Annotated in this window: 36 protein-coding genes and 1 riboswitch; of the genes, 12 read left to right on the top strand and 24 right to left on the bottom strand. The window is 41.1% G+C overall.

Annotated elements, in window-relative coordinates; genetic code table 11:
- The first annotated feature begins 425 nt into the window (after nt 1-425).
- The 7 genes from NWP22_RS03190 to NWP22_RS03160 all read left to right on the top strand — a co-directional run bounded on the left by NWP22_RS03190 (nt 426) and on the right by NWP22_RS03160 (nt 3,962).
- On the top strand, nt 426-560 hold the full coding sequence (locus NWP22_RS03190) for a hypothetical protein (protein WP_271731936.1): 135 nt from the start codon (nt 426-428) through the stop codon (nt 558-560).
- 103 nt (nt 561-663) lie between these two features.
- Complete coding sequence (locus NWP22_RS03185; protein ID WP_200988015.1) at nt 664-1,302, top strand: histidine phosphatase family protein; 639 nt, start codon at nt 664-666, stop codon at nt 1,300-1,302.
- A gap of 229 nt (nt 1,303-1,531) precedes the next feature.
- Complete coding sequence (locus NWP22_RS03180; RefSeq protein WP_271731938.1) at nt 1,532-1,756, top strand: DUF433 domain-containing protein; 225 nt, start codon at nt 1,532-1,534, stop codon at nt 1,754-1,756.
- Nucleotides 1,753-2,094, top strand: a complete 342-nt coding sequence (locus NWP22_RS03175; protein ID WP_280801505.1) for a DUF5615 family PIN-like protein — start codon at nt 1,753-1,755, stop codon at nt 2,092-2,094. The genes NWP22_RS03180 and NWP22_RS03175 overlap by 4 nt, the downstream gene beginning before the upstream one ends.
- Before the next feature lie 148 nt (nt 2,095-2,242).
- Entirely contained in the window at nt 2,243-2,581 is a 339-nt protein-coding gene (locus NWP22_RS03170) for a hypothetical protein (protein WP_271731942.1), read from the top strand.
- Nucleotides 2,582-2,593: 12 nt separating this feature from the next.
- Complete coding sequence (locus NWP22_RS03165; protein WP_271731944.1) at nt 2,594-3,598, top strand: LLM class flavin-dependent oxidoreductase; 1,005 nt, start codon at nt 2,594-2,596, stop codon at nt 3,596-3,598.
- Nucleotides 3,591-3,962, top strand: a complete 372-nt coding sequence (locus NWP22_RS03160; protein ID WP_200988012.1) for a hypothetical protein — start codon at nt 3,591-3,593, stop codon at nt 3,960-3,962. Before NWP22_RS03165 ends, NWP22_RS03160 begins: the two co-directional genes overlap by 8 nt.
- A gap of 51 nt (nt 3,963-4,013) precedes the next feature.
- Here NWP22_RS03160 and hypB read toward each other — a convergent pair whose 3' ends face one another.
- The 11 genes from hypB to NWP22_RS03105 form a co-directional block, all read right to left on the bottom strand.
- On the bottom strand, nt 4,014-4,868 hold the full coding sequence (hypB, locus tag NWP22_RS03155) for a hydrogenase nickel incorporation protein HypB (protein ID WP_280801504.1): 855 nt from the start codon (nt 4,866-4,868) through the stop codon (nt 4,014-4,016).
- Nucleotides 4,859-5,200: a hydrogenase maturation nickel metallochaperone HypA gene (gene hypA / locus NWP22_RS03150; RefSeq protein ID WP_271731948.1), complete on the bottom strand. Its 342-nt coding sequence runs from the start codon at nt 5,198-5,200 to the stop codon at nt 4,859-4,861. The genes hypB and hypA overlap by 10 nt, the downstream gene beginning before the upstream one ends.
- A gap of 42 nt (nt 5,201-5,242) precedes the next feature.
- Entirely contained in the window at nt 5,243-6,316 is a 1,074-nt protein-coding gene (hypE, locus tag NWP22_RS03145) for a hydrogenase expression/formation protein HypE (protein ID WP_271731950.1), read from the bottom strand.
- A gap of 38 nt (nt 6,317-6,354) precedes the next feature.
- On the bottom strand, nt 6,355-7,494 hold the full coding sequence (hypD, locus tag NWP22_RS03140; protein ID WP_271731952.1) for a hydrogenase formation protein HypD: 1,140 nt from the start codon (nt 7,492-7,494) through the stop codon (nt 6,355-6,357).
- Between the two features lie 46 nt (nt 7,495-7,540).
- Nucleotides 7,541-7,792 carry a HypC/HybG/HupF family hydrogenase formation chaperone gene (locus NWP22_RS03135; RefSeq protein WP_271731954.1) on the bottom strand — a complete coding sequence of 84 codons (252 nt, stop codon included), beginning with the start codon at nt 7,790-7,792 and terminating at the stop codon, nt 7,541-7,543.
- A 74-nt stretch (nt 7,793-7,866) separates the two neighbouring features.
- Nucleotides 7,867-10,245 (bottom strand): carbamoyltransferase HypF, encoded by a 2,379-nt coding sequence (gene hypF / locus NWP22_RS03130; RefSeq protein WP_280801506.1) that lies wholly within the window; start codon nt 10,243-10,245, stop codon nt 7,867-7,869.
- A 44-nt stretch (nt 10,246-10,289) separates the two neighbouring features.
- Nucleotides 10,290-11,465: an NHL repeat-containing protein gene (locus tag NWP22_RS03125; RefSeq protein WP_280801503.1), complete on the bottom strand. Its 1,176-nt coding sequence runs from the start codon at nt 11,463-11,465 to the stop codon at nt 10,290-10,292.
- A 114-nt stretch (nt 11,466-11,579) separates the two neighbouring features.
- Complete coding sequence (locus tag NWP22_RS03120; RefSeq protein ID WP_271731958.1) at nt 11,580-12,416, bottom strand: NifU family protein; 837 nt, start codon at nt 12,414-12,416, stop codon at nt 11,580-11,582.
- Nucleotides 12,417-12,620: 204 nt separating this feature from the next.
- Nucleotides 12,621-12,842 carry a hypothetical protein gene (locus NWP22_RS03115; protein WP_271731960.1) on the bottom strand — a complete coding sequence of 74 codons (222 nt, stop codon included), beginning with the start codon at nt 12,840-12,842 and terminating at the stop codon, nt 12,621-12,623.
- 8 nt (nt 12,843-12,850) lie between these two features.
- A complete protein-coding gene (locus NWP22_RS03110; protein ID WP_271731962.1) occupies nt 12,851-13,090 on the bottom strand; it encodes an asr0689 family protein in 240 nt (79 codons plus the stop codon).
- A 34-nt stretch (nt 13,091-13,124) separates the two neighbouring features.
- Entirely contained in the window at nt 13,125-14,102 is a 978-nt protein-coding gene (locus tag NWP22_RS03105) for a tetratricopeptide repeat protein (protein WP_271731964.1), read from the bottom strand.
- A 737-nt stretch (nt 14,103-14,839) separates the two neighbouring features.
- Here NWP22_RS03105 and NWP22_RS03100 point away from each other — a divergent pair.
- Both NWP22_RS03100 and NWP22_RS03095 read left to right on the top strand, forming a co-directional pair.
- Nucleotides 14,840-15,802, top strand: coding sequence for an NADH-quinone oxidoreductase subunit B family protein (locus NWP22_RS03100; RefSeq protein ID WP_280801502.1), 963 nt, complete (start codon nt 14,840-14,842; stop codon nt 15,800-15,802).
- Between the two features lie 48 nt (nt 15,803-15,850).
- A complete protein-coding gene (locus tag NWP22_RS03095; protein ID WP_271731968.1) occupies nt 15,851-17,446 on the top strand; it encodes a nickel-dependent hydrogenase large subunit in 1,596 nt (531 codons plus the stop codon).
- A gap of 66 nt (nt 17,447-17,512) precedes the next feature.
- Here NWP22_RS03095 and NWP22_RS03090 read toward each other — a convergent pair whose 3' ends face one another.
- Nucleotides 17,513-18,346 (bottom strand): Uma2 family endonuclease, encoded by an 834-nt coding sequence (locus NWP22_RS03090; protein ID WP_280801501.1) that lies wholly within the window; start codon nt 18,344-18,346, stop codon nt 17,513-17,515.
- A gap of 153 nt (nt 18,347-18,499) precedes the next feature.
- On the opposite strand from NWP22_RS03090, the gene NWP22_RS03085 reads away from it, so the two are divergent.
- Nucleotides 18,500-18,922: a hypothetical protein gene (locus NWP22_RS03085; protein ID WP_271731972.1), complete on the top strand. Its 423-nt coding sequence runs from the start codon at nt 18,500-18,502 to the stop codon at nt 18,920-18,922.
- Nucleotides 18,923-19,009: 87 nt separating this feature from the next.
- Nucleotides 19,010-19,471 (top strand): hydrogenase maturation protease, encoded by a 462-nt coding sequence (locus NWP22_RS03080; protein WP_271731976.1) that lies wholly within the window; start codon nt 19,010-19,012, stop codon nt 19,469-19,471.
- On the opposite strand, the gene NWP22_RS03075 is transcribed toward NWP22_RS03080, so the two are convergent.
- The 5 genes from NWP22_RS03075 to NWP22_RS03065 form a co-directional block, all read right to left on the bottom strand.
- Complete coding sequence (locus tag NWP22_RS03075) at nt 19,472-19,846, bottom strand: hypothetical protein (RefSeq protein ID WP_271731978.1); 375 nt, start codon at nt 19,844-19,846, stop codon at nt 19,472-19,474.
- A gap of 18 nt (nt 19,847-19,864) precedes the next feature.
- Complete coding sequence (locus NWP22_RS18295) at nt 19,865-19,999, bottom strand: nitroreductase family protein (RefSeq protein ID WP_280793087.1); 135 nt, start codon at nt 19,997-19,999, stop codon at nt 19,865-19,867.
- 294 nt (nt 20,000-20,293) lie between these two features.
- The gene (locus tag NWP22_RS18290) at nt 20,294-20,611 is read right to left on the bottom strand and encodes a hypothetical protein (protein WP_280793086.1); all 318 of its coding nucleotides are present in this window, start codon (nt 20,609-20,611) and stop codon (nt 20,294-20,296) included.
- 132 nt (nt 20,612-20,743) lie between these two features.
- Nucleotides 20,744-20,956 (bottom strand): hypothetical protein, encoded by a 213-nt coding sequence (locus tag NWP22_RS18285; RefSeq protein ID WP_280793085.1) that lies wholly within the window; start codon nt 20,954-20,956, stop codon nt 20,744-20,746.
- 107 nt (nt 20,957-21,063) lie between these two features.
- A complete protein-coding gene (locus tag NWP22_RS03065; RefSeq protein ID WP_280793083.1) occupies nt 21,064-21,528 on the bottom strand; it encodes an ankyrin repeat domain-containing protein in 465 nt (154 codons plus the stop codon).
- Between the two features lie 462 nt (nt 21,529-21,990).
- Nucleotides 21,991-22,186, top strand: a riboswitch (cobalamin riboswitch).
- Between the two features lie 22 nt (nt 22,187-22,208).
- Between NWP22_RS03065 and NWP22_RS03060 the strand changes: the two genes are divergently transcribed.
- Nucleotides 22,209-22,637 (top strand): DUF1636 domain-containing protein, encoded by a 429-nt coding sequence (locus NWP22_RS03060; RefSeq protein WP_271731982.1) that lies wholly within the window; start codon nt 22,209-22,211, stop codon nt 22,635-22,637.
- A gap of 178 nt (nt 22,638-22,815) precedes the next feature.
- On the opposite strand, the gene NWP22_RS03055 is transcribed toward NWP22_RS03060, so the two are convergent.
- The 7 genes from NWP22_RS03055 to nifX all read right to left on the bottom strand — a co-directional run bounded on the left by NWP22_RS03055 (nt 22,816) and on the right by nifX (nt 26,021).
- On the bottom strand, nt 22,816-23,115 hold the full coding sequence (locus NWP22_RS03055; protein ID WP_200987994.1) for a 2Fe-2S iron-sulfur cluster-binding protein: 300 nt from the start codon (nt 23,113-23,115) through the stop codon (nt 22,816-22,818).
- 117 nt (nt 23,116-23,232) lie between these two features.
- Nucleotides 23,233-23,604, bottom strand: a complete 372-nt coding sequence (locus tag NWP22_RS03050) for a HesB/IscA family protein (RefSeq protein WP_271731985.1) — start codon at nt 23,602-23,604, stop codon at nt 23,233-23,235.
- A 53-nt stretch (nt 23,605-23,657) separates the two neighbouring features.
- Complete coding sequence (locus NWP22_RS03045; protein ID WP_271731986.1) at nt 23,658-24,458, bottom strand: HesA/MoeB/ThiF family protein; 801 nt, start codon at nt 24,456-24,458, stop codon at nt 23,658-23,660.
- A 10-nt stretch (nt 24,459-24,468) separates the two neighbouring features.
- Complete coding sequence (gene nifW / locus NWP22_RS03040) at nt 24,469-24,786, bottom strand: nitrogenase-stabilizing/protective protein NifW (protein ID WP_271731987.1); 318 nt, start codon at nt 24,784-24,786, stop codon at nt 24,469-24,471.
- Nucleotides 24,783-24,992 carry a CCE_0567 family metalloprotein gene (locus NWP22_RS03035; protein ID WP_271731988.1) on the bottom strand — a complete coding sequence of 70 codons (210 nt, stop codon included), beginning with the start codon at nt 24,990-24,992 and terminating at the stop codon, nt 24,783-24,785. Before NWP22_RS03035 ends, nifW begins: the two co-directional genes overlap by 4 nt.
- A gap of 142 nt (nt 24,993-25,134) precedes the next feature.
- Nucleotides 25,135-25,611 (bottom strand): NifX-associated nitrogen fixation protein, encoded by a 477-nt coding sequence (locus NWP22_RS03030; protein ID WP_271731989.1) that lies wholly within the window; start codon nt 25,609-25,611, stop codon nt 25,135-25,137.
- A 20-nt stretch (nt 25,612-25,631) separates the two neighbouring features.
- Complete coding sequence (nifX, locus tag NWP22_RS03025) at nt 25,632-26,021, bottom strand: nitrogen fixation protein NifX (protein WP_271731992.1); 390 nt, start codon at nt 26,019-26,021, stop codon at nt 25,632-25,634.
- Between the last annotated feature and the right edge of the window lie 57 nt (nt 26,022-26,078).

Here is a 26,078-nt window from a genome sequence, read left to right as displayed (position 1 = left end):
AGAGGTTTTGAAAAGCCACGCGAATAGAAGTTTCTTTGCGGGAACCGCCAAACTGAATAATTTTGGCTACTTCTGCTTGGTACTGGCTAATCAAAAGTCTGGACATGGGGAAACTAGGGGATATACAAGGGCAGAAATTTCAATATAGAGGATAGCAGACAGTAATTTAGCAGACAGTTTATTAAAATTTATACAAGTGTAAATAACTTTAAGTTAGAATAACTGTCAGTTTGTCATCTACCCTAGGGTAGAGATAAACCCCCTTATTTACTCTCATTAAGTTTGACTAAAGTCGGATCAATCCCACTGAGTATTGAATATAAGATTTTAAATAAAGTTAACAATCATTGCCTAGAGTATTATATGTAACCCACTAGTCCACTTTTAGTGGACTTTCGCTATCAGACGGGGAATAATGGCTGTTGATGCTCATACCTCTTCCCAGTCAACAGCGACTTATCCTGGAAGCGGGTAAACCAATAAACATACAAAATATTTCCTCGGAAAATGCCGAAGACAGGAAAATGCGCAAACGAGACAAAAAGGAATACCGCCCCTAAAAAAACCTCTTAATTACTTTGTTCTGGTATTACATATTCAATAGCCAAGTGTGTGGTAGTTTATTTCTGCACAAGCTCTTTAATTTCCCAATCCACGGCAGCTATGACACTTAATTTATACTTACTGCGACATGGAGAAACTACTTTTAGCCAAAGTGGTAATTTCTGTGGTCAAACTGATGCAGATTTGACTACAGCAGGAATGGAAATGGCGGAGAGTTTTGCTAATGTTTATCAAAAATTGGACTGGTCAGCGGTTTATGTTAGCCCCATGAAGCGCACAATAGCAACGGCCAAGCCGTTTTGTGATGCTGTGGGTGTCAATATGCAGTTGCGTGACGGATTGAGGGAAGGTAGTTATGGCGAATGGGAAACTAAGAGTAAATCCTTTGTGCAAGAGAATTACTCAGAAAACTATGTCAAATGGTTAACAGAACCGGCCTGGAATGCGCCCCTAGGTGGAGAAACGGCGGTAGAGATTGCTAACCGTTCTATGTCGGTAATTGCTGAAATTCAAGAAAAACATCCTCAAGGTAATGTTTTAGTAGTTTCCCATAAAGCTACAATTCGGATTATGCTTTGCAGTTTACTGGGAATTGATTTAGGACGCTATCGCTATCGGGTCAATATTTTAGTTGCATCGGTAAGTATGCTTAAATTTGATGTTAATGGTCCCTTGTTAGAAATATTAGGCGATCGCCATCACATACCCGATCATCTGCGCTCTCGTCCAGGAACTTAATCACAGGGTCTGGGTATAAGTTGACCTTGAAATCATACTCACTTACAAAGTGCGATCGCCGATCCTGTAGGGTGCGTTAATGAAATGTAACGCGCCATTTTTTTATTGATGCAGCCAGCAGAGTTGGCGGTGATATGATAGATAGGTTAGGTTAAGGAAACAATAGCTTTTTGCTGCTCTACGTCAGGATAGAGTCAATTTAGGTAATAACGGAGGTAACAAAACCTTAATGGAAAGTCCTATCCATATCCATCCAGATATTTGTAATGGAAGACCCATTATAGCTGGAACCCGAATTTCTGTGCAAACAATTATGGAATTTTTGGGAGCAGGAGATTCTATTGAAGAAGTCCTTGAAGAATATCCTTCTCTGAATCGAGAAGATATTTATGCGTGTATCCAATTTGCAGCAAGATTGATGGCGAATCACTATGAAGTAAGAAAAATTGCATGAATGGTTTTTTCTTCGATGAAAATTTACCAGCTAAAATCCTGTTCACTCCATCTTTACCCATCGTTCATGTTTCGGTTTTAGGTACGAGTCCAAGTGATACGGAAATTTGGGAATATGCAAAGGAGAAAAAACTGGTTATTGTTACGAAAGATGCAGACTTTTCTGATCGACTGATGCTTGATTTTTCCCCACCTAAAGTAGTACATCTCCGTTTTGGCAATATGCGAAAACGCGAATTTCATCAGTTTTTAGCTCGTACTTGGCCACAGGTTGAAGCGTTGGTAATTGACCATAAATTGGTTAATGTCTATTTAGATATAATTGAAGCATTTAGATAATTTTTGCGGTTCTTCAGTGCGATCGCCGATCATGCAATTTGTACTTATTCCTTTGTAAAAATAGAAATAAATCCTATAAGTCAGGTTTAATTGACAATAATATGTTATATTAAATAGCGTGATGACCGCTACATAAATATCAGTTGATATGATTGCTGAACATATCCTGGCTAAAGAATTCACAAGAGTCGTAACTCAATATTACCCAACACTTGGGGAATTACTAGACGGGTGTCATGTGAAAGTTATCACCTGTTTTTGGGGACGACCAGCTAAACGTTTGCAATATATAGGAATTTATTGCTGTGAAGAAATACTTCCTCATGTGCAAGCGCAAAAACATATACTCAGAGAACTAGCACATAATATGGGGCTAGTGGAAGTAGTCTGTATGAACGCGAAGCGACTGCTACGCGATCCCATGTCCAAGCTCAAGCAGACCAATCCCCGGTTGTGGTTGGAATTGCAATGGGTGACAACTAAATAGCGATCGCCAAAAATGAAAACCGGAATTTTTTGCAATTACGAAAACCATGATCAAAATACTAGTCACAGCATCTGGGAACAGGTAGCGCTAGTAAAAGAGGCGGAGAGTTTAGGTTTTGATTCAGCTTGGGTGAGTGAACATCATTTTAATGAGTTCAATCTCAGCTCATCTATGTTGGTGTTGATGGGACACCTTGCGGGACTAACTTCAACTATTCAATTAGGTACAGCAGCAGTATTATTACCATTTCATAACCCGATCCGAGTAGCGGAGGATATTGCTACTCTCGATAATTTGTGTAATGGTAGATTATTATTTGGGGTGGCTAAGGGTGGGCCATTTCCCCAACATAACAAGCATTTTGGTACACCCATGGGGGAATCTCGCGCCAAAATGTTAGAGGCGATCGCCCTCATTCAACAGCTGCTGTATGATGCTGATGTTTCATTTAACGGACAGTATTATCAATGCGATCGCTTGACAATTACCCCCAAACCCTTGCAGCATAGAATCCCAGTTTACATAGCCACTGGTGATGATCAAGGTATACAATTTGCGGCTGAAAATTCCTTTGGCTTAATGGGGGGGCCGCCATTCTCCTTAGAGAGATTAAAAAATACCGTCGCTAAATATCGAGCTGTGAATCCTAGTGGTGCTGAGAAACTAGTATTAGCACGGTTCTTTTATGTTGGTAAAACAAACGATGAAGCAATCAGCGCCGCATTACCATTCATCCGTAAATTCAGCCAAAAAATGCAAGCCAACACGGCGCAGATCATCCAGAAAGGCTCAAATCCTCACCAAAAACCATTTGACCGCACAAATATTTGTTTTGATGAAGACTACTTAATTGAGAACTCAATTATTGGTGATGTGAGGACTTGTCGCGACAAAATCACCAGATTTCAGGACGAGTTAAATCTCGACACATTAGCGCTCAAACCCTCCTCCTTTGTTTTGCAAAACAACTTAGAGAGTTTGCAGCGTTACAACCAAGAGGTTCGGAATTATGTCTAAACTACACCAGCTTCCTCCTGATGATTTACCTCCCACCGAGGTAACAAAACAAGATGGAATGCTGCATCTAGAGTTAGAGCGGTCTACTGGTATATGCTTTTTTCAGGCCTGCGATCGCATTACTCAAGTACTCTTATCTAAATGTCAATGGTATCTCACCAAGAATAGTACCACCCTGACACTAATCATTGACTGCCCTGATATAGTATCTTACTGGCATATAGTCAGTAATATTCCCCAGTTAGGAAACAGGCTAGAACGGTTTACCAGTGATGCCAAAATTCGCGTTTATCCTCCCTTTGGCAAAGGTACACCCTTTGAAATCAGGGTGAATGAGATTTCCGCTTATCGGGATTGGCTATAATACCCAACCTGTCCCATCATATTCACCCTTCCCGTCCTGCGGGGAGGGAATTTAACTGAGTTCAACAGAAACTGGGAGAAAATCAGCAACAGTTGCTGATAACCACCCATACCAACTTTCTAAACCCATACCAGTAGTAGCAGAAACCTGGAAAACTTGAATTTTAGGGTTAACCTGTCGCGCATACTCAATACATTTTTCTACATCAAACTGTACATAAGGCAATAAATCAACCTTAGTGAGAATCATAATTTCACTAGCGCGGAACATATGGGGATATTTTATCGGCTTATCTTCTCCCTCAGTCACCGAGAGAATCACTACCTTAGCTTGTTCTCCCAAATCAAATAAAGCTGGACATACTAAATTTCCCACATTTTCAATCATCACCACAGAATTAAGAGGGGGGTTTAACTGCTGTAAACCCCTAGCAATCATAGCAGCTTCTAAATGACAACCAGTACCCGTGTTAATCTGCACAACCTTACAGCCTGTTTCCTGAATCTTTTGAGCATCATTAGCTGTTTCTTGGTCGCCTTCAATAACACTAATAGGTAACTGGTGTTTTAAATCTTGAATCGTCCGGGTGAGCAGAGTGGTTTTTCCAGCACCAGGAGAACTCATTAAATTTAAAGCTAAAATATTCCGTCCTTGAAACCATCCCCGATTCTGGGCTGCTAACAGATTATTTTTAGCTAAAATATCTTGTTCTAAAGATATAGTTGTGCCATGAATTTTAGCATGAATTTGAGACTCTTCACCCTGATGATCATGGGAATGGGTAATTACAGTACCATCAGGTAAACTGTGAGTATGAGTGTGGTGATGATTATGTTCCACCTCACCTGTGGCTAAATTAGTGATTGTAATGTGAGCATTATCAGAGCAACCGCAGGTTACACACATAATTCCTCTATTTCTATTTCTTTAATTTTCAGTTCTTCACCGGTTATTAAATCTAATTCCACGCTACCACAGCTACATATACCAAATGGTTTATTTAAAGTTATTTCCGCTTTGCAAGTACGACAGCGTGCTAAACCAGGGATTATGTTAATTTCTAATATGGCTCCTACTAATACTGTACCTTGAGTACAGATGTCAAAACAAAACTCTATAGCTTCCGGTAAAACCGCCGAAAGTGCGCCAATTTCTAAAACTACGCGGTTAACTTTTGCCCCTTGGGCCTGTTCGCTCACAATAGCGACAATATTTTGTGTAATTCCTAACTCATGCATATTTTGATCAGATTTGAAACCACAGATACACACAGATAAAAATTAACAAATTCTCGGTAATTGTTCCCCCACTAACATATCAACAATTCTTTGAGTCCCAAAAGTTGTTTGTAATAAGACAACTCCCGGAGGTGAAGCAATAACCTCACCAATTATACAAGCATCTTTACCGGCGGGGTGGGACTTCATCGCTGATAATACAGTTTCTGCGTGATTACCCCCTACCACCACAACTAATTTACCTTCATTGGCTAAATATAAGGGGTCTAAACCTAAGATTTCACAAACTCCTTGTACCTCTTCCCGTATAGGAATAGATGGTTCATGGACACGAATACCAACATCAGAACTGAGAGAAAATTCATTTAAAACCGTCGCTAAACCGCCCCGTGTAGCATCCCGCATGGCGTGAACTTCAGGACAAACATTCAGGATAGTTTTTACTAAACTGTGTAATGGTTGACAGTCACTTTCTATATGAGTTTCTAATGCTAATTCCCCACGAGCGATTAAAATCGCCGTACCATGATTTCCCAACTCACCATTAATAATTACTACATCTCCCACTTGGATATTATGGGCAGAAATGTTAATTCCTTCAGGAATTACCCCAATACCTGTAGTATTAATAAACAGTTTATCCGCCGCGCCACGATGCACAACCTTAGTATCACCTGTGACAATCTGCACGCCAGCTTTTTGGGCGGCTAATTTCATACTCCCAACCACCCGGCGCAAGGTTTCTACAGGTAGACCTTCTTCTAAAATTACGCTACAAGTGAGGTATAAAGGTGTAGCACCACTAACGGCTAAGTCGTTAATGGTACCATTAACGGCTAATTCCCCAATGTCACTACCGGGAAAAAATAAAGGGTCTACTACATAGGAATCTGTGGTAAATGCCAGTCTATCACCTTGTGCTGTGAGATGAGTTAACTTTAAACTGGCTTGGTCTTCTAGTTGTGCAAGAATTTGATTATCAAAACTGCTGACAAAAATATCTTGGATTAAATCCCGCATGGCTTTACCCCCGCTACCGTGGGCGAGGGTAATATGAGTATCTCTAAGTTTAGTTTTGGGGGGGTTTTGGGTTTTGTTGTTGGGGAAAATATTCATGTTTAAATATTGAGTCAGCAGCAGTATTGATGATTCTGCTATGGGGTTAAGGCAATTTTTGCGGCTTTTTTACTCATGGCAGCAAGTCTGCCATATTTGTAATAGGCTGCACAGGCTCCTTCGGAGGAAACCATACAGGTTCCTATAGGTGTTTCTGGTGTGCAAGCTGTACCAAATACTTTACATTGCCAAGGTTTTAAGGTTCCTTTCAGGATTTCTCCACATTCACAGGCTTTGTGGTCTCTGACTTTTAAGTTAGGAATAGTAAATTTTAGTTCTGCGTCAAATTGGGCATATTCAGGACGGATTTTTAAGCCTGATTTAGGTATGTCCCCTAAACCCCGCCAGTCAAAGTTTTCTCTAACTGCAAAAACTTGGTTGATGGCTTGCAATGCGACTAGGTTTCCAGCTGGTTCTACTAATCTGTTATATTGATTTTCAACTTCGCAACGATTTTCTACTAGTTGCTGTAGCAGCATCCAAATTGATTGGAGTATATCTAAGGGTTCAAAACCGGAAACTACTATAGGTTTATGATATTTTTGAGAAATAAATTCATAGGGTTCTGTCCCAATTACCATACTCACATGACCAGGGCCAATAAATCCATCTAGTTGTAAGTCGGGGTTATCTAGTAGGGCTTGGAGGGCGGGAATTACCAGGACATGATTAGAAAACATACTAAAATTAGTGATGTTCTCCGCTGCTGCTTGTAAGATGGTGAGGGCGGTACTGGGGGCGGTGGTTTCAAAGCCTAGGGCAAAAAAGACTATTTCTTTATCGGGGTTGTCTCTGGCGATTTGTAGACTATCTAATGGCGAGTATACCATGCGAATATCTGCGCCCCTAGCTTTGGCTTGCAAGAGGCTAGTATGGGAACCGGGAACCCGCATAGTGTCCCCAAATGTGGCGAGGATAACGTTATTATGTTGGGAGATGGCGATCGCATCATCTAATCTTCCCTTTGGCATCACACACACAGGACAACCGGGGCCATGTATCAGTTCTAGGTTATGGGGAAGGATATCTTCAATACCATATTTAAATATAGAATGGGTATGTCCCCCGCATACCTCCATGATTTTAATAGGTTTTTCTAGCTGCTGACCAAGTTTAGTGATTTGCTTGGTTAAAGCTGCGGCTTTTTCCGGTTCTCGAAATTCATCAACGTATTTCATAAAAGTATTTTTGCTGATAGCGTAGCGTGGCGTAACCCGTAGACCTTTAATTACTCACTGCTTGAGCTAGTTCTGCTAGTAGTTGTAATGTTTCCTTTGCTTCTTCCTCATTAATCCGATTCATAGCAAAACCAACATGAACTAGTACCCAATCACCAATACATTTTTCTGGGGGATGTTCTTCATTAACAATACAAGCAATATTGACTTGACGTTTAACTCCACCGATATTAACTATCGCTAATTTATGGTTAATATCGCTGATTTCGATAATTTGACCGGGAATTCCTAAACACATTGTTTTTTTCTGTAAGAATAACCATAGGGTAGCCGTACAACCTTACTTTAGGGGAAATTAACCTCAACAGCATTTTAAGGAAGATTCATTAATTGTGCTGCTGTAATCACCCCCTGTCCCAATGATATATTGCCATCATTGGCAGGAAATAAATTATGGGTCAGTACATGGATACCTAAGTTTTCTAAACCTGCCTTTACCTGTGCTAATAAGATACAGTTTTGAAATACACCCCCTGTTAAAGCCACCTGATTAATTACATTTTCGTGACACAGATGTTTAACTAAATTGACAATAGTTTGAGATAAACTTGTATGAAACTTTCTAGCTATATCTGATGGCTTAACTTGTTTTTGTAAGTCCCGAAGTAAGTCTGGCCACATTGGTTTGGAGTCTATATAGTAAATACTATCGGAAAAATTCACCTCAAAAGGATAAATTAGAGTTTCTTCATAATTATTTAAACTCAGAGGATTAACTAAAGCCTCCATGGCGATCGCAGCTTGTCCTTCATAGCTGCATTTTTCGGGATAAATACCCATAGCAGCTGCTACCCCATCGAATAACCTCCCAACGGAGGAAGCGAGGGGGGAATTAATTCCCTGTGCTAGAGCTTGATTAATCAGCTTTAAGGGCTTTTGCTGTAAAAATTTGATAATTTCCAAGTCAGAATATTCTTGTTGACAAGTCTCCCAAAGATCGGCGCTGAGTAAATGGGCGTAGGTGTTACGCCAAGGTTGATAAATAGCCTGTTCACCCCCAATCATAGCTACAGGCTTAAAAGTTGCTAATCGCTGAAATCGGCGATAGTCTGCTAACAGAAATTCACCCCCCCAAAATGTAGCATCTTCGCCATAACCTAAACCATCTAAAGCAATACCTAAAACTGGGGGTGCATTTAAAGGAATACCATTTTCTGCCATACAAGCAGCAATATGGGCGTGATGATGTTGGATGTGATGCAGTTTAACTTTATTCACAGGTGCGACTTCCTTACCCAGTTTTGTCGCCAGATATTCAGGATGTTTGTCAACAGCGATCGCCTGGGGTTGATGTTCAAATAAATTTAAATAGAGATTGAGGGTATCATGATAGCTATAAAAAGCCCCTGCATTTCCTAAATCCCCCAAATGCTGAGAAACAATCGCCTCATTTTCCCGCAACAGACAAAAAGTATTTTTTAACTGACTACCCATTGCTAAAATCGGCGGTACCTGCTCAAATCCTGGGGGTAACTTCATCGCTGCTGGTGCGTATCCCCTAGCTCTGCGAATGATTTTTACTCTATCATCAACCACCCGCACCACAGAATCATCAACTCGGTTGACAATTTCGCGATTGTGTAAGAGAAAATAATCAGCTATTTTACCTAACTTTTCCCTAGCTTCGCCATTATCAATACATTGTGGTTCATCAGCAATATTCCCACTAGTTAACACAATAGGGCGATTCATCCGCCGGAGAATTAAATGATGTAAAGGCGTATAAGGTAACATAAAACCCAGGGTATTTTGTCCTGGTGCAACTGCAGGCGCAATGGGAAACTCAGCAATTATCTGCCCATCTTCATTTTCCCATGGTTTCTGATGTAACAACACAATCGGCGCAGCGGGACTCTGTAGTAATTCCCTTTCCCTGGGGTTGACTATACAATATTGTTCAATAATAGAAATATCCCGCGCCATTAAAGCCAAAGGCTTATAATCACGGTGTTTACGTTGACGGAGTTTTTGCACAACCCCCTCTTGAGTTGCATCACAAGCTAGGTGAATACCACCCAACCCCTTAATAGCGACAATCTCCCCTTTTTGCAGCAAAGTACAAACAGCATCCACATCATCGAGCATAGAAAACATGGAAGCCGTCACAGGTTGACCATCGGCGCGTTCTAACCAAGCTGTGGGTCCGCAAGTATGACAAGCTACAGGTTGGGCATGAAAGCGGCGATTTTCCACATCATTATACTCCTGCTCACATTCCGCACACATAGGGAACGCAGACATACTGGTATTGCATCTATCGTAAGGAATCCCACGAATAATACTGAAGCGCGGACCGCAGTGAGTGCAATTAGTAAAAGGGTAACGAAAAAACCGACTAAAGGGGTCAAAAATTTCTTGTTGACATTGGGGACAAGTCGCCGCATCAGGAGCAATTTCAGTTTTAATAGAATTGCTGACACTGTGGGAAATCACAAAATCAGGAAAACTCCACTTACCCTGATAAGGTGTGCGAATCAACTCCTGAATTTTTGCCAAGGGGGGACATTCAATATATAGTCGTTCTACAAACTCAGCGATCGCCTCCTCACTTCCAGACACCCGAATCAAAACCCCCTCACCATCATTACAAACTTCACCACACAACCCCCCAGCTTTAGCTAGACGATAAACAGTAGGGCGAAATCCGACACCCTGAACAGTACCACGAACTCTAATTTCTTGGGTTACCACATCTTCCATGGTTCTTTTTTTGCGCCTGAGAATTTAAAAAACTGTTACTGTAACCGCCACAACAAAACCCGATTATTTCCAGAGTCAGCAATCACCGCAGTATTACCGCAAACCTTCACCCCATAACACCAATTTAAACTATCTCGCCTGGGTAACCCAAAATTACGATTTTCACCTTTACTCTGAAAATTTGCTTGTCCGGCGATCGCATCAGCCACCGCCCCCTGCAATAATAATAAAGATTCCCGTCCTTTCCATCCTAACAACCGGGAATTAGCAGTATCAGCAACCAGCAAGCAATCATTACCAACACCTACACCATAAGGCATACTCATACTACCAGCACTAGGAAAATAAACACCTTGATTCATTTCCACAACATCAAAGCTTTGTTGTCCTAGAACCACCGCACAAGGCGCATTATTTTCTGTAGGTATTCCCTCCCAAATCATTACCCGATGATTCCCCGCATCAGCCACCACTAAATTATGATTCCAAATTGTCATATCATGACACCAGCGCATACTCGCAGCAGTAGGAGCACCCCCCCCATTTTCATGGCGCGATATCAGATTTGGTTGTCCCAAAACTAAATCAGCTGGTTGACCATTTTCTGTAGGTAATTCATGCCAAATTAATAACCGCCGATTTCCCGTATCAGCCACAAATAACTTACCTTGATGATAGAAAACACCATAGGGCCAGTGCATAGTATCAGCTGCTGCTAGAGTACCTCTATTGGGTTCACAATGGCTAAAATCAGCTTGACCTAACACTAAATCTGCTGGTACATGACTATCCTCCGGGACATTTTGCCAAATCAATACCCGATGATTCCAAGCATCAGCAACCGCTAACCCATGACCACAAGCACAAATTCCCGTAGGAACACTAAAAGTATTTCTTCCTGGTGAACCTTTAGCATTTTGTCCCTCATGCTGAAAATCCGGTTGTCCAATTACCCAGTCAGCTGGTTGACTATCTCTAGTGGGTAAATTTCGCCATCCTAATAACCGGTGATGTCCTGTATCGGATACCCATAATGGACCGGTTGGAGATAATAAACAAGCACCACGGGGGCCAAACATAGATACCGCACTAGGTACTATAGGCACTGCTAATATTTCTGGTGTAATTATATCACCTAAAATCACCTCAGCACCATGAGGGGATAACAGTAATAACTGGGACGCAGGATTAATATTGATGGGTATGTCCATTAACCGCAGATCAAGATTGATAAATACAGGGTATTTTTTTTGAGGGAACAGGGAACAGGGAATAGGGAACAGGGAATTGGTGTGTACTTCATGAGAATGTAAAAACTGCTGATATTAAAGAGAATATTTAGGCAATTTTACAAACACTTTATCGGTTTTAATGTGTACTGGATAAGACTGTAATGGAATATCCGCAACAGTTAAACATTCACCAGTTTGTAAGTTATACTGAAATCCATGAGATGCACAAGTGAGAATGTGATTATCTAACTTACCTCTATCTAAAGGAGTTGCTAGGTGTGGGCAAGCATTCAGGTAACAGTTAACATTTTCACCATGACGATATAAAATCAGGGAATTCTTGCCTATTTTACCTGTCAATATTCCAGATGGGGGAATTTGATCCACTGTTGTCACTTTCACCCAAGTCGCTGTATCCTCCGGATAAAATGCACTATTGACAGCGGTAGCACTATGATTAACAGCAACAACTTTAGTAATTTCGGGACAATGATTTTTTATCGCCTGTTCCACACTTTGAGTTAAGGTTAAATTGGAAGTGGGACAGCTGCTACAAGTACCAATTAATTTAACTTCTACTGTATCAGGTGCTTTGAGTGCTGAAAATTCTACATCCCCGTTATGGCTTTTTAAGCCTGGTCGAACTTCTGCAAGAGCTGCTTGAATTCTGTCTATTAAAGGTGCTTGTGGCGGTTTAATTAGTTCGTGGTACAGCAGAACTGAATATACTATGTCATCATCTACTGCTCGCCGCAAGGCCGATATTGATTCTTTTTTGACGGTTTTAATTAAACTGGTCAGTGCTGCTTTATGTAAATCTTCAATCGCTCTTTTTAATCCTACAGCTACACACCTTTGGCTTTCATCCCATTGGGATATAATCGCTTCAAATCGGTTAATCTCTGTAACTAATTCTTCCAGCTTGGTCATGAGATATTGGTCGATAGTTGGTAGTATTTGGCTGACTTGGTGATAGAATTATTAGCCAAGTTATCAATTTTCTTATAGGCTCGGTATTTTCCCGCCCTCTCATTTAAATAAAATTTGCTGCAATTAACTACTAAGCGCAGGGTATACAGATGAATACATATAAATCCTGATTCATCTGTATTTGATTAATTGCAGATGGTAGATTTATTTCATTTTGAAATCTTTCAATAAATATGGCATCATGGCACCTGTAATTAAACTAGATACTGTCACTGCTAGGTAAAAAGGGAGTGCAGTTTGAGATAATATCAATATGAGAGAACTAATACCTGAAGCCATGAGAATTTTTTGGAAAAAATCCCATGGGTCACGCAGAAGTTTACCTTTGAAAAATAATTTGGCAGATAGCCATCCCAGTTCTAACATTATGCCTCCTAATAACTGCTGAATAGGTTGAGTAGAGCAAAACTTAATAATATGGCTGGAATCACACCAGCAGGGGCAAATAATGCCCCTAAAGTGGCTGAAAATTGATAGCCAATATCTTTTCCTGCTAATATCATGGCACTAATTGCACCACTAAACATTGATAATGCTGTAGCTATCAATATCCAGGTAATTTCTGTGGTTAGGTTTAAGTTACCATCTGCTAAGTTGGTGAGTATTTCTGTCATGGTGATTCGGTGATAGGTGTAAGTAAATTCCCAACTAATCCATAGTTACGCGCATTTGTACTTCTATATCTTGTATAGCTTGGGTAACAATTTCTGCTTGTTCTTGCTGTTCGTGTTTAGTGAAAATTGCCCAAGCTTCTTGATAGTAATTATATGCTTGGAGGAGGTTTTGAGGATTCCCCAATTCTGGCTTTTCTACATCGTCGGGTAAGTTGAATAAGGCGTTGGCTTTATTCGATATGGTGTTGGCGTATTCTAGGGGGGTGTCTCTGGGGTTACGGACTTTGAGGGCTTCGTCATAAGCTGCGATCGCCCGTAAGTTATTATCCAAAGGATGGGAACTGACTAAATATTGCAAAGCATTACCCAAATTGTTTTGCAACATGGCATATTCACGAGGATGGTCAATTAAGTTAATGTGCTTTAATGCTACTTCAAAGGATTGTACTGCTAACCCTTGGCGTAGGTATTCTTGTTGTGAAGCCATGGGCATAGACAAGTAGGCGATCGCAATATTATTGTATAAAATTGCGTATTCCTGTGGGTAATCCTCCCAAGTAAACACCTGTAAAGCCTGATGATAAGCTTGGATACTGTCGGTCATCCGTGCCAGATTGAATGGTACTAACGACTGCAAAACCAACCCCAGATTCATCTGTGCCTCTGCCACTTCTTCCGGTAATGCTAATTGCTGTAAAATTGGCAAAGCCTGCTGATAATTTGCTTTGGCTTCTAGCAGCAGTTGAGAACCGCCATCAGGTATACTTTGTAACGTCCCTGCCATCCCCACCAAAGCCCTGGCTTGCAATAGGGGGTATTCCTCACCACACATCTGATAGGCTCGGTAATATAGACCCATTGCATTGCGTAAATCTTGGGCGGTTTTGGGCTGCTTATGAAAGCCTTGAGCCATTTCAATCAGCATCTGGATTTTTTCTGCTACTGTGGCCGACTCCGAGCCAATAGCTGCGATCGCTGCTTTTACTGCTGAATCTGTAATAGTGGGGTTCATAACTGCCGTGATTTGGTCAAAGCCCATTAGTGGGTAAATTTATCAACTCGGCGGATGTACACAGGTTTAAAATCCCATAAATCAACACTTGGCAATTAAGCCCAAAATCAAATCCAAGTAGGTAAGAATGAAATCGGCGCTATAGCATTTCCCATGCTCGTGAGGTACAAAGTTTTTTAGTTTTAGGGAGCAGGTAACGAATTAGTGTGTACTTCATTAGACACATCAAAAAGCTATAGATTAGATTAATCTATCTGGAAAATTTAGAAAATCAATTCTTTTACCATAAGGCATCTGTTGAGCAAAATCAACCGGTAAATTGCCAATATTGATATCACCTTTAAACACCTGAAATATTTATAGAATTTCCCATGCTCGTGAGGTACAAAGTTTTTTAGTTTGAGGGAACACCGGAACAGGGAACAGGGAATAGGGAATTGGTGTGTACTTCATGAGCCTGAAAAAGGCTTTAATTTACAAACCCTTTGATCTGATTTAAGCAGAAAATGACGGGCACCGATGCTCAACCCACAAGATTTATGATATTTATTTACTTAAAAACTGCTGTAAAAGGTATTTGTACGTTGGTAACTTCAAGAGTATATTATCTTTTGATGAAGAAAAAATAATCAATTCAAAAATTAAATTATAATAATGAATATTGATTAACAGGTGATACTCTACAAGTCTCATCACCTCCATCAGTGCATAACCAACAATACAAAAATGTGTAGCTAATGACTAACGTACTATGGCTGCAAGGTGGTGCGTGCTCAGGTAACACCATGTCATTTCTCAACGCCGAAGAACCGACAGTGTGCGATTTAATTGCCGACTTTGGCATTAAGGTACTTTGGCATCCCTCCTTGGGACTGGAACTAGGTAACGACTTACAAACCCTCCTCTGGGACTGCTTCCTAGGCAAAATTCCCCTAGATATCCTAGTGTTTGAAGGCAGCGTTGTAAATGCTCCCAATGGTACAGGGGAATGGAACCGTTTCGCCGATCGCCCCATGAAAGACTGGTTAACCGACCTATCCCAAGCGGCTAAATACATTGTAGCAGTCGGAGACTGCGCCACATGGGGGGGAATCCCAGCCATGTCACCCAACCCCAGCGAATCAACAGGGTTGCAATTTCTCAAGCGTCAACCGGGGGGCTTTTTAGGTCAGGATTTTGTTTCTAAAGCCGGACTACCCGTAATTAATATTCCCGGATGTCCCGCCCATCCCGATTGGATTACGCAGATATTAGTGGCGATCGCCACCGGACGCATAACCGACATCGCCCTAGATGAATTACATCGTCCCCAAACCTTCTTCAACACATACACCCAAACAGGCTGTACCCGTAACGTTCACTTTGCTTACAAAGCATCCACAGGGGAATTTGGTCAACGTAAAGGTTGCCTATTTTATGATTTAGGTTGTCGTGGTCCGATGACCCACTCATCCTGTAACCGCATTTTGTGGAACCGTGTTTCCTCCAAAACTCGCGCCGGTATGCCTTGTTTAGGTTGTACAGAACCAGAATTCCCCTTCTTTGACCTCCAACCAGGAACCGTATTTAAAACCCAAACAATCATGGGAGTACCTAAAGAACTACCCCCCGGAGTCAAACCCAAAGACTACGCCGTGTTGACCATGGCCGCTAAAGATGCAGCCCCAGCTTGGGCAGAAGAAGACTTTTTCACAGTTTAGGGAATGGAACTAGAGACCCCATTCCTTAATTAACTACAGGAGAGGAGAATGGCAATTAAAACATTAGATATTTCCCCCGTTGGTAGAGTTGAGGGGGATTTAGATGTGCGCGTTGATATTGAAAATGGGCGGGTAGTCAACGCCTGGACACACGCCGAACTGTTTCGCGGCTTTGAAATTATCTTACGCGGCAAAGACCCCCAAGCCGGATTAATTGTCACACCCCGGATCTGCGGTATCTGCGGTGGTTCCCATCTCACCAGTGCATCTTGGGCATTAGATACACTTTGGGGTACAGAAGTACCCCGCAATGCCATATTGGCCAGAAATTTGGGTCAAATTGTGGAAACAATGCAAAGTATACCTAGGTATTTTTATGGATTGTTTGCCATTGACCTCACCAATAAAAATTACCGTCGTAGTCGCTTTTATGAAGAAGCTTGTCGCCGCTTTGCAGCTTTCACTGGTAAATCTTACGAAATTGGTGTGACAATTTCCGGCAAACCTGTAGAAATCTATGCTTTATTCGGCGGTCAATGGCCGCATTCTAGTTACATGGTTCCTGGTGGTGTGATGTGCGCCCCCACCCTCACCGATATTACCCGCGCTTGGGCCATCCTGGAATACTTCCGCACCAATTGGTTAGAGCCTGTATGGTTGGGTTGTTCCCTAGAACGTTATGAACAAATCCGCACCTATGATGATTTTATGGCCTGGCTAGATGAAGACCTGAATCATCGTGAGTCTGACTTGGGTTTTTATTGGCGCATGGGTTTAGATATCGGTCTTGATAGATATGGCGCTGGTGTTGGTAAATATGTCACTTGGGGATATTTAGCCCATGAGGACAAATACCAAAAGCCCACCATTGCTGGGCGCAATGCTGCCATGATTATGAAAAGTGGTGTATATGACAGCTTCAGCGATACTCACACTTTAATGGAGCAGTCCCAAATCCGGGAAAATACCACTCATTCCTGGTATGATGAAGGTATCGCAGATATTCACCCAACCAACCGCACTACTAAACCCACTGTTAATAACAGTAAAGACTTTGACAATGCTTACTCTTGGTCTAGTGCTGTACGCCACCAAGATTTCGGACGCTTAGAAGCTGGACCACTAGCCCGGCAGTTAGTAGCTGGTGGTAATCACGGCGAATCCTGGCAACACCATGACGGATTTATCCTAGATGTATTTAAGCACATGGGTGGTGCTAGTGTTCACCTACGCCAGTTAGGACGATTGCACGAGATTGTCAAATTATATCGCCAAGCTGAACACTGCTTACGGGAGTTTAAATTAAATGACCCTTGGTATATTAAACCTACAGAAAAAGATGGCCAGGGTTGGGGCGCAACGGAAGCAGCGCGGGGAGCTTTGTCTCACTGGGTGGAGGTAGAAAAGGGTAAAATTAAAAATTACCAAGTAATTGCTCCTGGTACTTGGAATATTGGCCCCCGTGACGGTGAAGGTAAACGCGGTCCGATTGAAGAAGCTTTAATCGGGACACCCATAGAAGATTCTACCGACCCGGTGGAGGTTGGTCACGTGGCGCGATCGTTTGATTCCTGTTTAGTGTGTACTGTTCACGCTCACGATGCGAAAACTGGCGCAGAGTTGGCACGTTTTCGTACTGCTTAGGTGTAGTTTGATGTCTTGGTAGCAGCAAGTTGTTAATTGTTGCTATCCATGATTATTTGACCCACCCTACAAAATATCAGGATCAATTCCCCGGGATTGTAAATAGGCTCTGAGTTTTTCCTTTTCTTGGCGTTCTTGTTCTGCGCGTTGGCGCTCTTGTTCGGCGCGTTGGCTTTCTTGTTCGGCGCGTTGGCGTTCTTGTTCGGCACGTTGGCGCTCTTGTTCGGCGCGTTGGCTTTCTTGTAAAATCTTCTCCACCGCCCAGGGTAACAAGTTACCTTGATTATCCCACCATCTCAACCAATAACCACTGCGCCCTTCCTTGTCCCCCCGCCATGTTCCCAAAAATAGCCCCATACTCTCTACCCAGTGGCGGCCATTTTCATCCGCTGACTTTAACTCATACCGCCCATTTTCTAACTGATAATATTCTAATAGTCCTCCCTCTGGCTCAAAAATTACATACACTGGTACTTGTAAAATTTGTTCATAAAAAAACCATTTACCGGGTGGGTATGTACGTTTGACTGAATATTCCCCCCCCTCTTTATCGGAAAGAAACTCCATGACTATGGCGGGAATATCTCCCTCTAGGTGGGGTGTATAGCTTTTCCTATCTGGTAATATTTCCTTAACTACCGGTACATATAACCAATCCGGGGCTTTAGCAATAAACTGGCCATCAAGGGTAGCACATAGCCCAAAGTTAGCGGCGATTAACATTTGTGGTTGGATAAAACCAGCAATTTCTAAACTTTCTCTTAATGCACCTGCTAATAGTGGTTGTCCTGTATTATCCACCGGTTCATCCTCTAGGTCTAAGTCCTGCGGTAATGGTTCCCAAGTGATGACTATCCCTGGGGGTGATGTGGTTTGACTAACTAGGGAGGATGTTACCATAAACACTACCTGTTATTTATGACGATTATAATCCAATTTTTCAACAATGCCTATTATAAAAATATCGTAGCTTAACATACTAAAAGTAATAGCGGTAATGGGTTAGGCTAGCTATGATGCACCTCACAAAAAAACAATTTACACGGTAAGCCTGTGTCTGATATACCGCTACATAGATATCTCCCTCGCCTCCCTGAAGCCGCACTACAAGAATTCATAGAATGGTGTGTTTTAGAGCAAGCAAAAGCCGCAGAATGTAATTTTACTCCAGACCAAAGTAAGTTGAATAACTTGCCACCCACAGAGTATATTACCCAACTCATTGACCAGTTTATGAAGGTGAAACCTGACCCAATTAAAGCTGGTTTAGTAGCTGCGATCGCTGGGAAAGAAGCTGACCAACATGGTTTATCTGGATTGGCAGTTATAGCCGATTTTATAGCACTTTATGTCAAGTATTTAATTCCTAAAGATGGCAATACTCCACAACAAGCAGAAATGATATTAACGGACGCATCAAAAAAGCAGTGTGAAAAGTTTATGGAAATTGCCAAAAAATATGATGTAAAGTTGTAGTCTTTTCCATAACTGATTATTCAGAGGTTTCGTGTATCACTCGCAGCCTCTGATTTAGCCACCAATGATGACCTAATTAAAAAACTCTTGTTAACTATTATCGGTTGCGGTAACCTCAACCGCAGTGACGACGCTGTAGGCGTAATTATTGCTCAACGCCTACAACAATATCTAGCCCAAAATCCCCATCCCCATGTGCAAGTATATGACTGTGGAACCGCTGGGATGGAAGTAATGTTTCAAGCTAGAGGTAGTCAAGAATTAATAATTATTGATGCTAGTTCCACAGGTTCAGAACCAGGTGCTGTATTTCAAGTCCCCGGACAAGAACTAGAAGCATTACCAGAACCTAGTTATAACTTACATGATTTTCGCTGGGATCATGCTTTAGCAGCTGGGAGGAAAATCTTTAATCAAGACTTTCCCCAACAAGTAACAGTTTACCTGATTGAAGCTGCCAATCTTAATTTAGGACTAGAGCTAAGTCCGGTAGTGCAAAATTCTGCTGATTTAGTTTTTCAAGAATTAGTCAGTAAATTGAATCACTAATTACGCCCAATCACGATAAACTGAAAGTTCATCTACCCTCATTTCAAAAGGTACACCCTGACTATCGGGGGGACAAACCCGAATTTTAGCACTGCTGATAATAGAGTGAAGTAATGTTCCCATGGGGACAATTTTTTGTAAAACCCGCCAGTTAGTAACTTGATCCGGACATTCAATTACTAGTGTCATCGCATTAGCGCGGGTTGTCACATACCAGCGACAATTAGAGAGTAGATTTTGAATGGTGCGATCGCACCCGTGATAAAAATACCTACTAATAGAATACTCTAGTTGTTGCCGTAGTATAATATCTGCCGATGTCGGCTGCATAGGATGAGAATCATCACTATCAAAATAGAAATTATTCTTAGCCATCTCTCGTTATGATCCTAGTTATTTGCCAATAGCCATTCCATAGAGAACATCTTGAGTTTCCTCATCATAAAAAGCACCAATTACAGTACAATTAATTCCCAAATAGTTGCTAACTAAATAAATTTTGTTTCCCACAAAACCAGCTAATTGCATAGCTGTTTGATAATTTGTCTATTCAGATACCAAAAACCAAGTTACAGCGCCACCTCTGACAATGAATGGCCTGATTGACGCATTAGTAACCCGTCTGTTCTCTGAAATCACCCGCTTTGAGCAAATGTGTACCTTTATATAATCCAGGTAACATCCCCTCTACGCGATAACAGAGTAAATTTCGATTTTCTCAAAATCATCTGTTGGTATTGGTTGTGCGATTTGTCGCCAGAGATATAGATAATCTTCTTGAGAAATAAACTGTTTCCGGAAACGTCTCGCTCAACGTCTATTTCACACAATAGGATAAAACTTATCTCTGTCAAAGTTAAACTGTGGCTGTTGTAATGGCTGTACTGGACTCTGCTGCAAAGCGGTTGCTTGATACCTATATTGAATAAATTGATCAGCTTCAAAATAATGTGTACCCCAGACAAAAGAAACCCGCAGTCCCAAAGCTCTAATTGGCTTGTCTTGGATTTGGACTGAGATTACCCCAGCAGTGATAAGCTCTTTATTTTTCAAGCCTAACAACCTATTGACATCAAGTTTATCAAAGTCAAAAATAAGTTGTATATCTTGGTTATGGAGATCAGCTGATGTTGCAATCACCCCTAAATGATGACCGCTATCCAGAAAGCAATATCTTAGTCTCCTATCCTGATATTTCCAACTAGACCTATAATAAACACAACTAATTTAAAAAAAGCATCACTTGATACTTTTTGCTGGTATAATATGATTTTATACTCCATCATCAATTAATTCATAGGTGAGTGCGAGAGAATTATTGTCAACTTCCAAATGATAGATACCATCCACCATTCCCCACATCCCACGAAGTAGATAAACCTCCCTAGGATATAAAGCCCTTTCCTGGGTAACTGCACTAGTTAGCCAGATAAACGAATGCAGGGGATTATTGAGATTTAATTTCACCCCCCTAAAATTTGGCATAAACTTTAAATTAATGGGGATGAGTGTAAGGATCTACATAATTTGGACTCACCTGTACAGATAAGTAATAATGCTTACTAGCATATCAGTAAAGCCTGTCTAAATTATTAACTTTCGGCGTTTTGAAGTAACCTTAATATCTCCATATTGCTAGCTAAATCTATAGCCATACAATCATCAAAATTCCTTAAATTTAAGTTAGGTTTGTGTTGTATAAGTAACTTAGCCACCCCCGTCTTCCCTGCTGATGCTGCATACATTAAAACAGTTGCACCGTTATCATTTTGGTTATTAATATCAATTTCTGTAGCTAGGAGTAAGCTAATTAGCTCATAATGATTACCACAACAAGCAAACCATAAAGCATTATTGCGATCATAATTTTTGGCATTAATATTCACGCCTAAGTCAATTAGCTCTTTGACTACTGCATATACTCCTTCTCTAGTAGCTTTTATCAAGGCTGTGTCGCCATTTTTACCTTGTCGATTTAAGTTATTGGGATTATAACCATTTGCTATCAGCCATTGCTGGGTAACTTCACTCAATTTTTGCTTTTTGATCTGATTCATAACTAATCCTTGATATCCCTAAACGGACTCATCAATTTGAATAGAGGTTTATAGCGAACTAGAAAAAGTCCAGAATAAGATTTACGCAGATTATCATGATTTTTTTGTTGCATCTATCTCCGGTCATGCTGAAGTTTTAGCTGTACCCAAGTTCAGAGATAAATCTTGGCAGGGTTTTTTGAGATTTAAGTTCACTAGCAACAATTTAGCTTATTTATATATTATCACTCTGATAAGTTTGAATTATGAATGATTTATAAAGATCCCCATACATCTGTAGGATAATTGGCTGAAGAAAATCTAAAAATACAGCTAAATTACAAATCTAATAAACTAGATATTTTTTGGTATCGTTTGTATTTAGTCCATGTTGTAGCTTACTTACTGCTACTGATGCCGTAAATGCCTTACAGGATGTCTGAACTTTCTGATTTAATGTGTGATAAATTTGACGAAAATATGCTAAATTACTATATATTCGGTTCTAATATAAATTAACTATTAGAGGTAAGGGGGAAAGTTCGGTGTAAGTCCGGCGCTGTCCCGCAGCTGTAAACCGATTTTAGATTTTTAGTTTGAGATTTAAAACACCAAAAACACCAAATTTAAAATTTAAAATTGCCTAAGTCAGAATACCCGCCGATATAAAAGTAAATTAAGCTACAATCTACGAGGTATAGATGAGAGCAGAACATACAATATTTGTTTGTACAACCTGTGGGAGTAAGTGGGAAGGCGGTAAACGTGTAGGTGAAAGTGGCGGAGAAATACTTCTCAAGCACTTACAAGCACATTATCCCCATTGGGAATTGAACACAGAGTTTAGGATTCAACCGGTAGAATGTATGAGCGCATGCGATCGCTCTTGTGTTGTTTCCTTTGCTTCACATGATAAATATACTTATCTTTTCGGGGATCTGTCTCCTGAGCTATCGCCAGCAGAAGTAGAGGGTATATTCCAGTGTGCTGGTAAATATTATGCACACCCACAAGGTTTGTTACCCTGGGGTGAACGTCCAGAACCTCTCAAGAAAGGAATTTTAGCCCGTATTCCAGCAGTACCTACGCCCTTACAGATAAATTGTACTGAGGCAAAAATCTGTAATTAAAAAAAAGATGAAGGATATACTTCATCCTTCATCTTGATTGCAGTTTAGCAGTGGGTGTAGTAGATGAAAAGATAATGAACCACAGATAAACACAGATGAATATCAATAAATCTTGAGTTTATCTCGGTGAAAACTGCTGTAAGCAAATATTGCTGATAGTAGCGGTTTAAGCAATATTCTATACAAGATATGCTTCTTGGTGGGTCTTAATTGTGCAATTAGAGCGAGGATAGGTAACGCAAAGTAAAGCGAATCCTTTAGATACTTGCTCGTCATCTAAGAAGTTTTGATCAGATTGATCAATTTCACCTTCTACAACTTTTCCTACACAACTCGAGCAAGAACCTGAGTGACAAGAGAAAGGTAATTCAATACCATTTTCTTCTGCTGCATCCACAATGTTAGTATCTTCATCTACTTCAATTGTGGTGTCCAGTCCTTCTTTTTTGTTGATTAATCTCACTTGGTAGGTAGCCATTTTCCGATTCTCCTCAAAATTTAGACGCTTAGATGGATTTCTCGAAGTTTATCTAGTGAACTCTGCGAGTAGCAACGCGGAAGACAGCAGCACATTGATGGGGTTCAATTCCAAGTACTATTTGCAAGGTATCCCCGTAGGTGTGCCATCATCTGTTTTGAAGGATTTTCCGCAACCGCAGGTATCACTTGCATGAGGGTTAGTGAACTTAAAGCCACTTTCCATTACCCCTTCTACAAAGTCGATGATTACCCCTTCTAATAACGGCGCACTTTTGGCATCAACATAAATCAGCACATTCCCCTGCTGAATTACCAAGTCATCTGGTTTTGGTTTACTGGTGATCTCAAGACCATATTCATAGCCACTGCAACCACCATTTTGCACAGATACACGGATACCTTTTTTAGTCTCGTTATTATCAGAGGCTGAACTTCGTAAAAATGCCCGCAGACGAAATTCTGCTTTTTCTGTTAAGCTAACAGCCATTACCTTTCCTGCCGATTTCTAGTGTGGGGATTTGTGTCAATTATGACTAAAGACTACGTTGTACAATTGCTGGTAGCTTCCATTGATGGGGAGTGACCATATCTCCAAGGCGCAGTGTTACCACATACGGGACAAGCGCGATCGCGCTGAGAACGGCGCTTGGCAAATTCCATGCGATTCAAGTCAATGGTCAGCAATTGCGATAACAGAGGTTGACTAAACCCAGTAATCAGCTTGATGGCTTCCAACGCTGTTAGACAAGCTAGTGTCCCAGAGACAGCGCCGAGAACTGAAAAAGCACGTCTGTCCCATTCCGGCTTTTCTGGAAACAAACAGGATAAACAAGGAGTTACACCTGGAATAATGGTAGTTAAGTAAGCCTCCATCCCGTCCATTGCTGCTTCCACCATCGGTTTACGCCAGCGTACACAAGCTTCATTGAGCAAATTGCGTTCTGTAAAATTGTGCGCGCAATCTAGCGCCATATCAGCCGATTGTACCAACGAGTCTACATTTTCTGGGGTGATGTAATCATGAACTACTTCCACCTGGACATCAGGATTAATTGCTTCCAGAGTTTCTTTAGCCTTGAATACCCTTGGCTTACCTACCCAATCATCAGTCATTAAAATCTGACGATTCATATCATCCAAGCGCAAGTCACCACCCCGGACTAGGATTAGCCGCCCAACGCCCGCTACTGCTAAGTAAAGCGCCGCCGTACCGCCTAATCCCCCCACACCCGTAACCAGAACTGTTGCAGACTTCAGGCGTTTTTGAGCTAGTTCGCCAAAATTTGGGAGCATCATTTGGCGACTATAGCGTTCCAACTCGGTAGGCGTTAGGTTGATCACTTTTTACCTCCTAATCAGAAGTGATTTCTGTCAGCGTAACTACATTCTTGGGCTTCTCATTAAACACCTTGAACAGCTTTTGTTCATGGGGGGTTGATTCCAGGAAAACATCATAAGCTTTTTGCAAAGCCAAAGAATATTGATCAAGTCTTTCTTCTGTACTCAAATCAGGAGCATGATCATCAACTTCCGCCATATATTGCGAAAATTTCTTCAAAATATGTAACCGATTTACATTGACAATTTCTTGGTCGTAGGGCAAATTAAAAAAATTAAAAAATTCCTCCGCATCTACCAGCTTTTTGAATTCATTCATAGTTCCACTCATTGAGAATTCTCCAGAATTTTGAGTTGTTGCTTAAGCTCATCTAGCTGTTGATAGATTTTATAAGTCGCAGCCGCCACATCCATAAGTGTTTTGTAATCTGTGGGCAAACCTTCAGCTAAATCATGCAGGTCCATCTTCATTTGACCAGCTTTACTATTCAGGCGCTTAATTTGGTTTTTCAGTTCTGTAATACTTGTTTCGCTCACTAGTACTCCTTATGATCAACACCGCAGAAAAATCCCCATAAACACCTTTGTATCTATTTAGCAGTTTCAGATCCCGGACTTCTTTCATAAACTCCAGACTCTTGAGCATCTACACCAGAAGTCCGGGATCTCCAAAGCTGTTTTAAAGGTTACCTACCTCGGCGAATCTTTTACCTAATTCAATACCTTTCTGCACATAGGCTTCTCCCTCCTGGGCTAATTTTTCTAGGGAGTCAAAACCAAATCTGTGCGCATCACGCAAGGTTTTTTTAGTTAGCAAAAGACGACCAGAAAAAACCAGCGCCCAGCCAAATCCTTCATGACTTAAGTCAAGCACTACCTGAGAAATTAAGCCTGTTTCCTGTTCTACACCAGCCGCTACAGCGCGGAAAAATGCCATAATCCGAGCTTGAGTAATCGGATCAACTTCACCCTCTAGGGAAATTTCCCGTTTCTTCTGTTTCGTAACTACAAAGGGTTTGAGTATTAATTCATCTGACCAGTTACGATAAACGCCATAAGTGTCTTGTCCACGGATTTGCTGGACTAATGTCTTGAGAAAAGGCGAGTTGAAGACTACTGTATCACTGCTTCCGTTCACACTATTATTTGTACTCATACCGTGGCTTAAACTTCAAGTTAATCTGCAAAGTTAGGAGTGGTTTGTCTCAATGCTTTACGCAACCAAGGGGGAGGATTACCTTTGAGGGTTTTTACTAGTTTTGTGAGAACTTCACTAATTTCTTCTGCTTCTGATTTGGCTTTGACTGGGGTAACGCCTTTCTTAATTAAACGGGCTGCGGCACTACCACCAATGGCAGCAACATAAACGATGGTACAATCCACTAAAGCATCAAGTTTAGGGGTGATTTTATCCTCGTTACCATCTTCTTTGAGATCACCCTCAAATTTGAGAGTTTCCAGAAATTGATATCCCTCGTCAGAGATTTCATAAACATCAATTTCTCTAGCCCACCCGAAGTGAGCATTAATATGAACTCGGTCACTGGTGGTAAAGGCAATTTTCATTCTCTTTTTTTTGTGAATTAAGGATCGGGTATTGCGTGTAGGGTATGGGGGATTGAG

This window comes from Anabaenopsis tanganyikae CS-531 (genome assembly GCF_029891675.1).
Lineage (GTDB): Bacteria > Cyanobacteriota > Cyanobacteriia > Cyanobacteriales > Nostocaceae > Anabaenopsis > Anabaenopsis arnoldii.
Note: the sequence above shows the minus strand (reverse complement) of the source record. Positions and strands in the feature narration are given on the sequence as shown.